Here is a 13679-nt window from a genome sequence, read left to right on the forward strand (position 1 = left end):
GTACGGTCAACCGGCACAGGGAACCGCCGATTTCGTGTGCACGTTGCACGGCTCATTCGAGCGCGGACAGATAAACGCTTTTCTCCTGCGTGTAGAAGAGCATCATCGTGGGCCCGGCCTGCTCCTTGAAGGTCTGCGTCCCGGACTCCTTGAGCCCGCCGAAGGGCACGTTCATCGCCATGCCGGTGGTCGGCTGGTTGACCTTTACCAGCCCGGTACGGCTGCGCCGGGCGAAGTCCAGAGCCCGGCCGAGGTCCCGGGTGACGATGCCCGAGGCCAGGCCGTACTCGGTGGCGTCGGCCAGCGCGAGGGCCTCCTCGAAGTCGGCGGCCCGCTGGAACGCCAGGACCGGCCCGAAGATCTCCTCGCGGGCCAGCCGCATGTCCGGCCGCACGCCCGCGAACACCGCCGGGGACACGAAGAACCCGCGGTCCAGGCCGTCACCGGTGAGCCTGCGGCCCCCGGTGACGAGCTCCGCGCCCTCCTCCTGGCCAATGCGCACGTGGTCGAGCACCTTGGCGAGCTGGAAGTCCGCGGCGAGCGGGCCCATGTCCACGCCCGGCGCCCGGCCGTCGCCGACGGTGCGCTCCCCGGCCAGCTTCGCCACCCGCTCCAGCAGCGGCTCGTACACCTCGCCGAGCGCGATCACCCGGCTGGTGCCGGTGCACGCCTGGCCGCTGAGCCCGAACGCCCCGGTCGCGATGATCTGAGCGGCCCGGTCGAGATCCGCGTCGGGCAGCACGACCACCGGGTTCTTGCCGCCCATCTCCAGCTGGACCCGGCGGGACGGGCCGGCGGCGGCATGCACGGCGCGGCCGGTCGCGGTCGAGCCGGTGAACGTCACCGCTCCCACCCTGGGGTCGCCGGCCAGCGCCGCGCCCGGCTCGGGGCCGCCGTGCACCAGCGCCAGCGCGCGCGCCGGCAGCCCGGCCGCGAGCAGCGCCTCCACCAGCCGCTGCGCCGTCAGCGGGGTGAGCGGCGAGGGCTTGAACACCACGCCGTTCCCTGCGGCGAGCGCGGGACCGAGCTTCCTGGACGGGATGTTGAGCGGGAAGTTCCACGGCGTGATCGCGCCGACCACGCCGACCGGCTCCCGCCAGGTGTAGACGAGGGCGCTGCCGGGGGCGGCGTAGGTCTGACCGCTCATCCGCACCGCCTCGGCGGCGTGGAAGCGCAGGTTCATCGGCGTCCGGCGGGTCTCCACCGACGCCTCGGCCAGGGTCTTGCCTTCCTCCCGTACGATCTCCGCGGCCAGTTCGGCGGCCCGGGCCTCCAGCAGGTCGGCGGCCTTCTCCAGGACCCTCGCCCGGGTCTCGGCCGGCGTGGCGGCCCACTCCGCCGCGCCCCCGGCCACGGCCGCCACGGCGGCGTCCACATCGGCGGCGGAAGAGTCGGGGAACGCGCCCACCACGTCGTCGACGTCCGCCGGGTTGCGTCGGGTGAACGTCTCACCCGAGAGCGCGGGCACCCACCGGCCCCCGATCAGATTGCGACCCTCGTGCGCGCTCACCGGCACGCCTCCTCGGGCACACGCTGGGAGAGCGCGTCGGGTGTGGCGTTTTGTGGGATGAGGGCGGTGGGTGCGGTGTCTTGCGCGGTGGGGGTGTCGGGTGCGGCGTCTCGCGGGATCGGGGCGGCGGGCGCGGTGTCCTCCGTGATGGGGGTGTCGGGTGCGGCGTTCTGCGTGGTCGGGAGGTGTTGGGCTGCTGCGGTGAGTTCGATCTCCACGGGGGCGCCGCCTGGTAGGGCCCGTACGCCTACCGCTGTGCGGGCGGGGGTGCCGAGTGCCGGTGCCGTACGGGCCAGCGCGGCGGACGCGCCGTCCGCCACCGCGGACAGCTCCGTGAACCCGTCCACGCAGGCGATGAAGACGCTCAGCCGGAGCAGCCCGCGCAGCCGGTCGAGCCCGCCCGCCGCGTCCGCCACCGCGGCCAGGGCGTTGCGCGCGGCCAGCCCGGCAGCCTCGGCGGCCGCGGCCATATCGACCTCGCCGCCGACCAGGCCGGTCACGGTGAGCGTGCCGTCGCGCCTGGGCGTCATCCCGGCGCTCACCACCAGCGCCGAGCAGGGCACGTACCCGCGTCCCGGACACAGCGGGTGCGGCTGGCTCACGGCGGCCGCGTAGGCCCCGCGGGGGCACGGCACCTCGGGGAGCTCCTCCGGGATCGCTCCGTCCGTTCTCCTGTCGGTCTCAGACACCGAGAGCCACTCCGTCCTGTCGCGGATCCGCCGCGCCGAGCAGCGCGCCGGACTCCTCGTCGATCGAGATCACCAGGGCGCTGCCGCCCGCCCCCCACGCGCCCTGCGTCCGCACCTCGTGCCCCAGCCCGGCGAGCCGGGCCAGCGTCCGCCGCCCCAGCCGGGTCTCGCACCGCAGCTCGTACGGGCTGCCCCGGGTGTCGGCGTCGCTGCCGGGGTGCACGGTGAACCGGGGGGCGCCCACCGCCCGCGCGGGGTCCGCCCCGTGGTCGAGGAGGTGCGACAGCAGTTGCGTGTTCCACTGCACCTGGCCGTCGCCGCCGGGCGTGTTCCCCGCGTGCCGCAGCCGGCCCGCGTCGTCGGTGACCAGCCAGGCGTTCAGCGTGTGCAGCGGGCGGCGGCGGGGAGCCACCTCGTTGGGGTGCCCGTCCCGGAGGTACGCCCCCCGGCCCAGCCGGTTGTTCAGCACCACGCCGGTGCCGGGCACCGTGACCCGGGCGCCGAACGTGAAGGCGAGCGAGTGGATCAGGCTCACCGCGCGCCCGTCGCCGTCCACGGCCACCACCGAGGTGGTGTCGCCCGCCGCAGGCACCGCCGGGGCAACCGGGTGGGGCAGCCGCCCGGCGGCGAGCAGCGACCGGCGGGCGGCGATCTCCCCAGGTGTCAACAGCTCCCGCCATCCGTCGTCGCCGTCGCCGCAGCGGGCCAGCCGGTCGGCGAACGCGAACCGCGCCGCGCCCGCCGCCCAGTGCACCGCCTCGGCCGACAGCCAGGGCAGCTCCGCCAGCGTGCCGTCGCACATCCCCGCCTGCTGGAGCACCATCCACCCGGGGGAGGGCGGCGGGGTCTGGTGGACGTCCATGCCCCGGTAGCGCCCGGTCAGGGCCGGACCGGGCACGACCTTCCCCGTCTCGGCCCACTCCATCCCGGAGAACGGGGCGCCGGCGGCGGCCAGCGCGGACACGGCCCGCTCCGCCAGCTCTCCCGTGTAGAGGTCACCGGGGTCGCCGGCGAGGCGGCGCAGCGTGGCGGCCAGCTCCGCCTGGACGATCGGGGCGCCCACGGCCGGCACGGCGCCGCCGGGCAGGAACACCGCCGCGGTCCCGGGATCGGCGGCCAGGGCGTCACGGTGCTCCAGGATGTCGGCCCTGGTCTTGGCGGTGCAGCACAGCCCGCCCTGCGCGGCGTCGATCGCGGGGGCCCAGAGCTCGGCCAGGCTCCGGGTGGCGCCGGCGCCGTGCAGCGCGGCCAGCGCCGCCACCGCGCCGGGCGCGGCCACCGCCAGCGGCCCCTCCATCGGCACGGCGGTCAGCCCGCGCGCCCGGTAGAAGTCCGCGGCGCCCCCGTCGGGGCCGTATCCGCTGCCGGAGAAGGAGACCACCGCGCCGTCCGGGCGCCGCAGCAGGGCGAAGGCGTCCCCGCCCACGCCGCACTGGCCCGGCAGCGCCAGCCAGCTCATCGCGGCCATCGCGAGGGCCGCGTCCACGGCGTTGCCGCCGTCCTGGAGCACGCGCACCCCGCTGAGGCTGACGGCGGGATGGCTGGAGGCCACCATCCCTCCTGCCGACACCGCCGGTCCCCGTGGAGGGTCCTGCCAGTCCTGTCGTTCTGAACGCACGAACCACAGTGTCTGCCTGTCCACAATGTCCGGATATGGAGGAAGTGTTGGATTCGGCGTGCGGAACTTGGGCGTCCTGCACATCCGGGGGAGCGACCCCCGGCGCGGCGACGCGGGCGTGAGCCGGTTCCGGGCTGCCGTCGCATCGGCACGCTGCACAAACAGCCGGGCGCTTAATGTGCAGTTTCCTCATTGTTCGCCTCGGGCCGACCCAGGACATTCTGTGCAACAGTTCGCAGCTTTGGTACGCGATGCCGTACCGAAAGGGAGGTGCCATGGAACTGGGTGCCGCTCACTGGATTTACCTGGCGGGAATGGCAGTGATCATCGGCGTGATGGTCGCCCGCAAGAACATCGTCATCCCCGCCGTCGCCGCCACTTTCCTCACCGCCTGGGCATACACCGGAGACCTCGTCTCCGGGTTCCGGTCCGTCTTCGGCGCCAGCCTCACGGCCGCCGCCGAACTGTTCAACATCTTCCTCATCATCGCCCTGGTGACCGCGCTGCTCGGCGCGCTGAAGTCGCTGGGCGCCGACCGGCGCATGGTCGAGCCCTTCCGGGTGGTCATGCGCAACGGGCACACCGCCTTCTGGGTGATGGCGGCGGTGACCTACGTCATCAGCCTGTTCTTCTGGCCCACCCCCGCCGTGCCGCTCATCGGCGCGATCCTGCTGCCCGCGGCCATCAGGGCAGGGCTGCCGCCCCTGCAGTCCGCCCTGGCCATGGCCATCGCGGGACAGGGGATGGCGCTGTCGAGCGACTACGTCATGCAGGTCGCCCCCGGCCTGTCGGCCACCGCCGCCGGAGTGGAGGCGAGCGTGGTGGCCGACCGCGCCATGGTGCTGTCGCTCATCACCGGCGGCGTGGCGCTGGTCCTCGTCTACGTCATGAACCGTAAGCACATCCTGCGGCCGAGCATGACCCATTTACAGGCGTGGGAGGCGCTCTCCACGAGCGCCGCCGAGACCGTCCAGGAGACCGGCGCCCAGAACGGGGTTCCCCAGCCCGCCGGGAGCAGCGTGCCGGTGGCGCACACGGCCGCCGGGCCGGTGGAGATGACCGCCGCCGGCGCCACGGTGGCCGTCGCGCCCGCCCCCCAGGACGGCGGGCCGGGCCACGGCGGCCCTCCCGGGGAGGGCGCCGGGGCTGGGCGTTCCAGGGCCTTCGCCGTCATCGTGCCGCTCGTCCTGCTCGCCGTGGTCGGCTACATGCTGCTCGGCAAGTTCACCGGCCTCGTCCCCGAGACGGTGGGCTCGGACGCCGCCGCCCTCGTCGGGGGCGTGGTCGCGCTCCTGCTGCTGGCCGCCTCGATCACCAAGGACGCCCGGGGCAGCCTGGAGGCGTGCGCCGAGCACGTCGTGGACGGCCTGGTGTTCTCGATGAAGGCGATGGGCATCGTGCTGCCGATCGCCGGCTTCTTCTTCATCGGCAACGGCGACTTCGCCGGTCGGATCATGGGCCTGGAGGAGGGCGCCGAGGCGCCGAGCTTCCTGTTCGAACTGGTGAGCGCCGCGCAGGGCGCGATCCCGTCCAACGCCTTCTTCATGGCCTTCGCCCTGCTCGTCATCGGCATGATCACCGGTCTCGACGGTTCCGGGTTCTCCGGCCTGCCGCTGACCGGCTCGCTGTCGGGGGCGCTGGGCCCCGCCGCGGGCGTCGACCCGGCCACCCTGGCGGCCGTCGGTCAGATGGGCGCCATCTGGGCCGGCGGCGGCGTGCTCATCGCCTGGTCCTCGCTCATCGCGGTCGCGGGCTTCGCCCGCGTCTCGGTGCTGGACCTGGCCCGGAAGGCGTTCCTGCCGGTGATGCTGGGACTGCTGGCCTCCACGCTGGTGGCCGTGCTGATCTTCTGATGGCCGCCTCCCTCTCCGGTTCTTGCAAGGTTAGGCTAACCTTATCTAGCATGTCCGGCAGAGGGAGGCGATGCCTCGGTGGAGACACTGCTGAGCGGACCGGACGGCACCTACGACATCCTGGGAATCGGCTTCGGCCCATCCAACCTCGCGCTGGCGATCGCGCTGGCCGAGCACAACGCGCGGGTCCCGGAGAGCGAGCGGCTCCGCGTCGGATTCCTGGAGAAGCAGCACGACTTCGGCTGGCACAGGGGGATGCTCCTCGACGACGCGACCATGCAGGTGTCCTTCTTGAAAGACCTGGTCACCATGCGCGACCCGGCCAGCGACTTCAGCTTCCTCTGCTTCCTCAAGCAGAGCGGCAGGCTGGTGGACTTCCTCAACCACAAGACGCTCTTCCCGTTACGCATCGAGTTCCACGCCTACTTCGAGTGGGCCGCCGCGCGGATGCGCGACCTGGTCGAGTACTCGGCGGAGGTGGTGTCCGTCGAGCCGGTGACCGGGGAGGGCGGTGAGGTCCACGCGTTCGACGTGATCGTCCGCGATCCGGAGCGTCCGGAGCGCACCTTCATCCGCCGCGCGCGCAACCTCTGCGTCGCCACCGGCCTGGAGCCGCACCTGCCGCCGGGGACCGTCGTCTCCGACCGCGTGTGGCACAACAGCGAGCTGCTGCCCCGCGTGACCGCGCTCCAGGAAGCCGGGACCCGGGTGCGCAGGGCCCTGGTGCTCGGGGCGGGCCAGAGCGCCGCCGAGACGGCCGACTACCTGCACCGCACCTTCGACCAGGCGGAGATCTGCGCCGTCTTCGCCAAGTACGGCTACACCCCCGCCGACGACAGCCCCTTCGCCAACCAGATCTTCGACCCGGCCGCCGTCGACACCTACTTCGGCGCCCCGCCCCAGGTCAAGCAGTCCCTGCTCGACTACCACCGGAGCACGAACTACTCGGTGGTGGACATGGACCTCATCGAGTCCCTCTACCGGACCGTCTACCGGGAGAAGGTCCGGGGCAGCGAGCGGCTGCGCCTGCTGCGCGCCTCGCGCATCCGCGAGGTGCGCGCGCTGGACGACCGGCTCCGCGTCGAGGTGGAGTTCCTGCCCACCGGCGCCCGCGAGGTGATCGAGGCCGACCTGCTCGTCCACGCCACCGGCTACCGGCCCCAGGACATCGGCGCCGTGCTCGGCCGGGCCGCCAAGCTCTGCCTCCGCGACGAGGAGGACGAGGTCAGGATCGGCCGCGACTACCGCGTACTGACGCCCCCGAACGTGTCGGCCGGCATCTACCTCCAGGGGGCGGGCGAGCACACCCACGGCCTCACCTCGACGCTCCTGTCCACCACCGCGATCCGGGCCGGGGAGATCCGCGACTCGCTGCTCGCCCACCGCACGCCGCGGGCCAGGGCGGCGACCTAGTGGTCGTCGCCGAGGGCCGGCCGGGCGTCTCCGCGCAGCGGCCGGCCGGCCTCGCCGCGGGCGGCGCCGGCCGGAGCGGCGTCCTGCTCGTGCTCGTGGCGGCGCTGGCCGCCACGTGCGTCCTCAGCGTCGCCGCCGGCACCAGGACCATCGCCCTCGGCACGGTCTGGGACGCGTTCGCGCACTTCGCCGGCACGGAAGAACACGTGATCGTCCGCGAGCTGCGCGTGCCGAGGACGCTGCTCGGCCTGCTGGCGGGGGCCGCGCTCGGCGTCTCCGGGGCGGTGCTCCAGGCCGTGACCCGCAACCCGCTGGCCGACACGCAGATTCTCGGGATGAACGCCGGCGCGGCGCTCTTCGTGGTGTTCGCGATCGGCGTGCTGGGGCTCACCGGCATCTGGTCGTACGTGTGGTTCGCGTTCGCCGGGGTGGCGTTCGCCACGGTCCTCGTCTACGCGCTCGGCTCGATCGGGCGCGGCGGCGCGACGCCGCTCCGGCTGACGCTGGCGGGCGTCGCGCTCGGCGCGGTCATGTCGGGCGCCTCGGCCGGGATCCGGCTGGTCAAGCCGAGGGCCTTCGACTACCTGCGCTTCTGGGACGTCGGCACGCTCGCCGGACGGCCGGCGCAGATCGCCGTGGCCGTCGCCCCGTTCGTCGTGCTCGGCCTCGGCCTGGCGCTGGCCGCGGCCCGCTCGCTGAACGCCGTCGCGCTGGGCGACGACCTCGCCCGCACGCTCGGCGCAGGGGTCGTCAGGACGCGCGTGCTGTCGGTGCTCTCGGTGACGCTGCTGACCGGGGCGGCGACCGCGGCCGTCGGGCCGATCGGCTTCGTGGGCCTGATGGTGCCGCACGCCGTCCGCCGGATCGTCGGGCCCGACCAGCGCTGGATCCTCGCGTACACGGTGATCTGCGCGCCGATCCTGCTGCTCGGCGCCGACATCGCCGGGCGGATGCTGATCCGTCCGGCCGAGTTGCAGGCGGGCATCGTCACCGCGTTCCTGGGCGCGCCGGTCCTGATCTGGTTGATCAGGCGGAGAGCGGTGAGCGGCCTGTGAACGGGGTGGACTTCGGCCACCGGGTCGTCGTCGCGCGCGGACCCGGCCCGCTGTCGGTCCGGTTCGGCGCGCGTACCGCGCTCGTCTGCGCAGGGCTCGGCCTGGCCGCCCTGGCGGTCGCCGTGCTCGGGCTGGGCACCGGCGAGTTCGAGGTGCCGCCTGGCGAGGTGATCGGGGCGCTGGCCGGGCAGGGCTCCGGCGCGACGCGGCTGGTGGTCGTCGAGTGGCGGCTGCCGCGCGTGCTGCTGGCCCTGCTCGTCGGCGCGGCGCTCGGGCTGAGCGGCGCCGTCTTCCAGTCGCTGCTGCGCAACCCGCTCGGCAGCCCGGACGTGATCGGCTTCAACACCGGCGCCTACACCGGGGTGCTGGTCACGATGCTGCTGGTGGGCCGCGACTACCACCAGACCGCGGCCGGCGCGCTGGCCGGGGGGCTCCTGGCGGCCGCGGTGGTCTACCTGCTGGCGTACCGGCACGGCGTCCACGGGTTCCGGCTCATCGTCGTGGGCATCGCGATCAGCGCGATCCTCGCCTCGGTGAACCAGTGGTTCGTCATCAAGGTCCAGCTGCAGCTCGCCGTCGCCGCCGCCATCTGGGGGCAGGGCAGCCTCAACACGGTCACGTGGGAACAGGTCCCGCCCGTGGCCGTCGCGGTCGCGCTGCTCGCCGCGGGCCTGCTGGCTTTCGGGCCGCGCCTGTCGCTGCTGGCCATGGGCGAGGAGTCCGCCGCCGCGCTCGGCGTGCGCACCGAACGGACCCGGCTGCTCTACCTCGTCATCGGCGTCGCGCTGACCGCCGTGGCCACCGCCGCCGCCGGGCCGATCTCGTTCGTCGCGCTCGCCGCCCCGCAACTGGCCCGGCTGCTCACCCGTACGGCGGGCGTCGCCCTGGCGCCGTCGGCCGTGATGGGCGCGCTGCTGCTGACCACGAGCGACTGGCTCGGCCAGCGGCTGTTCGCGCCCACCCAGCTGCCCGTGGGCGTGGTGACGGTGTCGCTCGGCGGGCTCTACTTCGCCTGGCTCCTGGCCAGGCCGATGCGGAAGGCGGCACCGTGAGACTGAGCGCCAGGGACCTCACGCTCGGCTACGACCAGCGGCCGATCAGCGAGCACCTCGACCTGGAGATACCGGACGGCCGGCTCACCGTGATCGTCGGGCCGAACGCCTGCGGCAAGTCCACCCTGCTGCGGGCGCTGGCCCGGCTGCTCAGGCCGTCCGCCGGGCAGGTCGTGCTCGACGGCGAGGACATCCATTCCTACCCGGCCAAGGAGGTCGCCCGGCGGCTCGGCCTGCTGCCGCAGACGTCGATCGCCCCGGACGGCATCACCGTGGCCGACCTGGTGGCGCGCGGCCGCCACCCGCACCAGAGGCTGCTGCGGCAGTGGTCGGAGCGGGACGAGGCCGCCGTGGTGAACGCGATGGCGGCCACCGGCGTCACCGACCTGTCGGGACGGCTCGTCGACACGCTCTCCGGCGGCCAGCGTCAGCGGGTCTGGGTGGCGATGGTGCTCGCTCAGGAAACCCCCATCATGCTGCTGGACGAGCCGACCACCTTCCTTGACATCGCCCACCAGATCGAGCTGCTCGACCTCTGCCTCCGGCTGAACCGGGAGCAGCGCAACACCATGGTGGCCGTCCTGCACGACCTCAACCAGGCCTGCCGGTACGCCGACCACATCGTCGCGATGAAGGCGGGCGCAGTCGTGGCCCAGGGCGACCCCAAGGCGATCGTCACCGCCGAGCTGATCGAGGATGTGTTCGGGCTGCCCTGCCGGATCATCGACGACCCGGAGACCCACACCCCGCTCGTCATCCCCCGCTCCCACCACGCGAACAGGAGAAACGATGTCCGACAACCCCTTCGACGATGAGGACGGCACCTTCTACGTGCTGATCAACGACGAGGAGCAGCACTCCCTCTGGCCCACGTTCAAGGAGGTGCCACAGGGCTGGCGCGTCGTCTTCGGCGGGGAAGGCCGGAGCAGACGCCAGGAATGCGTCGACTACGTCGAGGAGCACTGGACGGACCTGCGGCCGAGGAGCCTGCGCGAGAGCATGGCCACCGAGCAGTGACCCGACCCATGACCCGCCCCATCACCGGGCGCCGCGTCCTCTGGCGCGCGGTGACCCGCAACCGGCGCCGGCTGGGCGCCGGCACCGGCCTGATCAGCCTGCACCAGGTGTGCGAGTCGCTGGTGCCGATCCTCATCGGGGTCATCGTCGACCAGGCCATCGGGCCGGGCGACGGCGGCGCGCTCCTGCTGTGGGTGGCGGCCATGGCCGCGCTGTTCACCGCGCTGACCATGTGCTACCGCTTCGGCGCCCGCCAGCTGATGATCGCCATCGCCGACGAGGCGCACACCCTGCGCGTCGAGGTCGCCTCGAAGATCCTGCACCCGCGCGGGATCAGGACAGACCGGCGGGCCGGCGACCTGCTCACCGTGGCCGTCAACGACACCGACAACACCTCCTACCTGCTCGACTACGTGCCGCGCGTCGCCGGAGCGGTGACCGCGACCGCGGTGAGCGCCGTCGCGCTGCTCGTGATCGACGTGCAGCTCGGGCTGGCCGTGCTGATCGGCACGCCCGTCGTGCTCGTCGCCCTCCAGGCCGCCACCCCGCTGATCACCAGGCGGGTGGCCGAGCAGCAGGAGCTCGCCGGCGAGGCCACGTCCCTGGCGGCCAACGTGGTCAGCGGGGTGCGCCCGCTGCGCGGCATCGGCGCCGAGGGCGCGGCGGCCCGCCGCTACGACGAGGTCAGCAGGCGCTCCCTGCGGGCGGCGCTGCGCGCGGCCCGCACCCAGGGCGGCTACCTGTCCGCCTCCATGTCCAGCGGCGCGCTGCTGGCGTGCGGCGTCGCGATCCTGGCCGGGTGGTTCGCGCTCAACGGGCGGATCACCGTCGGCGAGCTCATCACCGTCATCGGTCTCGCGCAGTTCCTGATGGAGCCCATCGGCCTGCTCGCGGTCGTCCCCGGCTGGGTGGCCGAGGCCAGGGCCTCCGCCGACCGCGTCGTCGGCGTCCTGGACGCCGAGCCGCTGCTCCCCGAGGGTACGGAGGAGGTCGCGGGCCCGTCCGGCCTGGAGCTGCGGACGCTCAGGTACGGCCCGCTGGACGGGGTCGACCTGCGGGTGCGGCCGGGCGAGTTCGTCGGCGTGGTGCCCCACCGAGCCGCCGACGGGGAGGCGCTCGTCAAGATCCTCTCCGGACAGGTGGCGCCGGAGGAGTACGAAGGCGGCGTGCTCGTCGGCGGCGCGCACCTGTCGCGGCTCGCGCCCGCTGACGCCCGCCGGGTGATGCTGGTGGAACCCCACCTCACCGACCTGTTCACCGGGACCGTCGAGGAGAACGTCACCGCGGGCGGGCCGCTGGACGAGGCCGCGCTGGAGGCCTCAGCGGCCGGCCAGGTCGTCTCCGCCCATCCCGACGGCCTCGCCCACCTGGTCGCCGAGCGCGGCGCCAGTCTCTCCGGCGGGCAGCGGCAGCGGCTCGCGCTCGCCCGCGCGCTGATGGCCCGCCCGCCGATCCTCGTGATGCACGACCCCACCACCGCCGTCGACGCGGTGACCGAGCACGAGATCGCCCGGGGCCTGCGCGCGCTGCGCGGCACCGGGGAGCTCACCACCGTGGTGGTGACGAGCAGTCCGGCGCTGCTCGCCATGACGGACCGGGTCGTGGTCCTCGACGGCGGCCGGGTCGCCGCCGAGGGAACCCACGCCGACCTGGCCGTGACGGACGACGACTACAACCGGGCGGTGCTGAGATGACGGCCTCCGACCAGGCGACGGGCCCCGAGCGGCTGCCCGTCGCGGACGCGCGCAGGACATGGGCGTGGCTGCGGGAGGAACTGCGCGGGCGGTGGCGGGCCGGGGCGCTCGCCGTGCTGGTGGGCGCCGTGGGCGCCGCCGCGTCGGTGGTGCCCGTGTACGCGCTGGGCAGGCTCGTCGACCTCGTCACGGAGCGGGCTCCCGGCTCGGCGATCGTCCCCGTCGCGGCGGTGATCCTCGTGGGGGCGCTCGTCGGCGGCCTCGCCGCCGGGCCCGGCACGTACCTGATCAGCCGATTGTGCGAGCAGATGCTCGCCGACCTGCGGGAAAGCACGGTGGCCCGCGCGCTCTCCCTGCCCGTCACCACCCTGGAACGGGTCGGCAAGGGCGACCTGCTGTCACGGGTCAGCACCGACACGGCCGCGATCGGCAAGGCCGCCTCCAACGTGATGCCCACGATGATCTCGGCGTTCCTGCTGGTCATGGTGAGCGTCGCCGCGATGGCCGGGCTCGACTGGCGGCTCGGGCTCGCGGGCGCGGTCGCGATCCCGCTGTACGTGATGGCGCTGCGCTGGTACCTGCCACGCGCCGCGCCGAAGTACGCCGAGGAGCGGCGCGCGGTGGCGGACAACTCGCAACTGCTGGTGGAGAGCATGCAGGGCGTCCGCACCGTGCACGCCTACCGGCTGGAGCAGCGGCGCCTGCACGGCATCGGGAACGCCTCGCACGAGGTGCGCGACATCTCGGTGTCCGTCTTCACGCTGTTCACCCGGTTCGTCGGACGCGTCAACCGCTCGGAGTTCTTCGGCCTGGCCGCGATCCTCGTCACCGGCTTCCTCCTCGTCCGCCAGGGGCACGTGACCGTCGGCGAGAGCGCGGCGGCGGCGGTCCTGTTCCACCGCCTGTTCAACCCCATCGGCATGCTGCTGTTCACCTTCGACGAGGTGCAGGCGGCGGCGGCGAGCCTGGCCAGGCTCGTCGGCGTCATCGACCTCGCCCCCGCGGAGGAGCCCCGCGACGGGACGGGCGAGCCGGTCGACGCGTCCCTTGAGCTGGCAGACGTGCACTTCCGTTACGACGGCGCCCCCGAGGTGCTGCACGGCGTCTCCATCAGCCTGCCGGCCGGCTCGCGGGTCGCGCTGGTCGGATCGACGGGCGCGGGCAAGTCCACCATTGCTGCGATCGCCGCGGGCATCCTCACGCCCGGCAGCGGCTCCGTACGCGTCGGAGGAGCGGCGCTCCCGCCCGGGAGCCTGCGCGAGCATGTCGCGATCATCACCCAGGAGGTGCATGTCTTCGCCGGCCCGCTCATCGAGGACCTGCGCCTGGCGCGGCCGGACGCCTCGCCGGAGGAGGCCGCCGCCGCGCTCGCCGCCGTCGGCGCCCTGGACTGGGCGACGGACCTGCCCGACGGCCTCGGCACGGTGGTCGGCGAGGGCGGGCACGAGCTCACCACCGCCCAGGTCCAGCAGCTCGCCCTCGCCCGCCTGATCCTCGCCGACCCCCCGATCGCCATCCTCGACGAGGCCACCGCCGAGGCCGGCAGCCTCGGCGCCCGCAAGCTGGAGGAGTCCGCCGCCGCGGCCACCCGCGGACGCACCACCCTGATCGTCGCCCACCGCCTGACCCAGGCCGCCTCCGCCGACCGGGTGGTCGTCCTGGAGCACGGCCGGATCGTCGAAGAGGGCGGGCACCGGGAGCTCGTCGCCGCAGGCGGCCGGTACGCGGAGCTCTGGCGTGCCTGGGAGGCGCGCACCCCCACGTCGTCATCACGTTAG

11 protein-coding genes are annotated in these 13679 nt (G+C 73.8%); 8 read left to right on the forward strand and 3 right to left on the reverse strand.

Annotated features, from left to right (window positions below; translation table 11 throughout):
• Nucleotides 1–52 precede the first annotated feature (52 nt).
• Genes ACZ6YG_RS29350 through ACZ6YG_RS29360 form a run of 3 tightly spaced genes read right to left on the reverse strand, consistent with a single transcriptional unit; the run spans nucleotide 53 to nucleotide 3769 of the window.
• Nucleotides 53–1510 carry an aldehyde dehydrogenase family protein gene (locus ACZ6YG_RS29350; protein WP_466019762.1) on the reverse strand — a complete coding sequence of 486 codons (1458 nt, stop codon included), beginning with the start codon at nucleotides 1508–1510 and terminating at the stop codon, nucleotides 53–55.
• Nucleotides 1507–2199, reverse strand: a complete 693-nt coding sequence (locus tag ACZ6YG_RS29355; RefSeq protein ID WP_466019763.1) for a RidA family protein — start codon at nucleotides 2197–2199, stop codon at nucleotides 1507–1509. The genes ACZ6YG_RS29350 and ACZ6YG_RS29355 overlap by 4 nt, the downstream gene beginning before the upstream one ends.
• Entirely contained in the window at nucleotides 2192–3769 is a 1578-nt protein-coding gene (locus tag ACZ6YG_RS29360) for a gamma-glutamyltransferase (RefSeq protein WP_466019764.1), read from the reverse strand. The genes ACZ6YG_RS29355 and ACZ6YG_RS29360 overlap by 8 nt, the downstream gene beginning before the upstream one ends.
• A 362-nt stretch (nucleotides 3770–4131) precedes the next feature.
• Between ACZ6YG_RS29360 and ACZ6YG_RS29365 the strand changes: the two genes are divergently transcribed.
• From ACZ6YG_RS29365 to ACZ6YG_RS29400, 8 genes are all read left to right on the forward strand, one after another.
• The gene (locus ACZ6YG_RS29365; protein WP_466019765.1) at nucleotides 4132–5670 is read left to right on the forward strand and encodes a hypothetical protein; all 1539 of its coding nucleotides are present in this window, start codon (nucleotides 4132–4134) and stop codon (nucleotides 5668–5670) included.
• Between the two features lie 78 nt (nucleotides 5671–5748).
• Nucleotides 5749–7083, forward strand: coding sequence for a lysine N(6)-hydroxylase/L-ornithine N(5)-oxygenase family protein (locus tag ACZ6YG_RS29370; protein WP_148033145.1), 1335 nt, complete (start codon nucleotides 5749–5751; stop codon nucleotides 7081–7083).
• On the forward strand, nucleotides 7083–8138 hold the full coding sequence (locus ACZ6YG_RS29375) for a FecCD family ABC transporter permease (protein WP_466019766.1): 1056 nt from the start codon (nucleotides 7083–7085) through the stop codon (nucleotides 8136–8138). The genes ACZ6YG_RS29370 and ACZ6YG_RS29375 overlap by 1 nt, the downstream gene beginning before the upstream one ends.
• Entirely contained in the window at nucleotides 8135–9190 is a 1056-nt protein-coding gene (locus tag ACZ6YG_RS29380; RefSeq protein WP_466019767.1) for a FecCD family ABC transporter permease, read from the forward strand. The genes ACZ6YG_RS29375 and ACZ6YG_RS29380 overlap by 4 nt, the downstream gene beginning before the upstream one ends.
• The gene (locus tag ACZ6YG_RS29385) at nucleotides 9187–10005 is read left to right on the forward strand and encodes an ABC transporter ATP-binding protein (RefSeq protein ID WP_148033142.1); all 819 of its coding nucleotides are present in this window, start codon (nucleotides 9187–9189) and stop codon (nucleotides 10003–10005) included. The genes ACZ6YG_RS29380 and ACZ6YG_RS29385 overlap by 4 nt, the downstream gene beginning before the upstream one ends.
• Entirely contained in the window at nucleotides 9980–10207 is a 228-nt protein-coding gene (locus ACZ6YG_RS29390; RefSeq protein ID WP_466019768.1) for an MbtH family protein, read from the forward strand. The genes ACZ6YG_RS29385 and ACZ6YG_RS29390 overlap by 26 nt, the downstream gene beginning before the upstream one ends.
• An 8-nt stretch (nucleotides 10208–10215) precedes the next feature.
• Nucleotides 10216–11901 carry an ABC transporter ATP-binding protein gene (locus ACZ6YG_RS29395; RefSeq protein WP_466019769.1) on the forward strand — a complete coding sequence of 562 codons (1686 nt, stop codon included), beginning with the start codon at nucleotides 10216–10218 and terminating at the stop codon, nucleotides 11899–11901.
• Nucleotides 11898–13679 carry an ABC transporter ATP-binding protein gene (locus tag ACZ6YG_RS29400; protein ID WP_466019770.1) on the forward strand — a complete coding sequence of 594 codons (1782 nt, stop codon included), beginning with the start codon at nucleotides 11898–11900 and terminating at the stop codon, nucleotides 13677–13679. The genes ACZ6YG_RS29395 and ACZ6YG_RS29400 overlap by 4 nt, the downstream gene beginning before the upstream one ends.

This window comes from Nonomuraea sp. NPDC054003, from assembly GCF_055585125.1.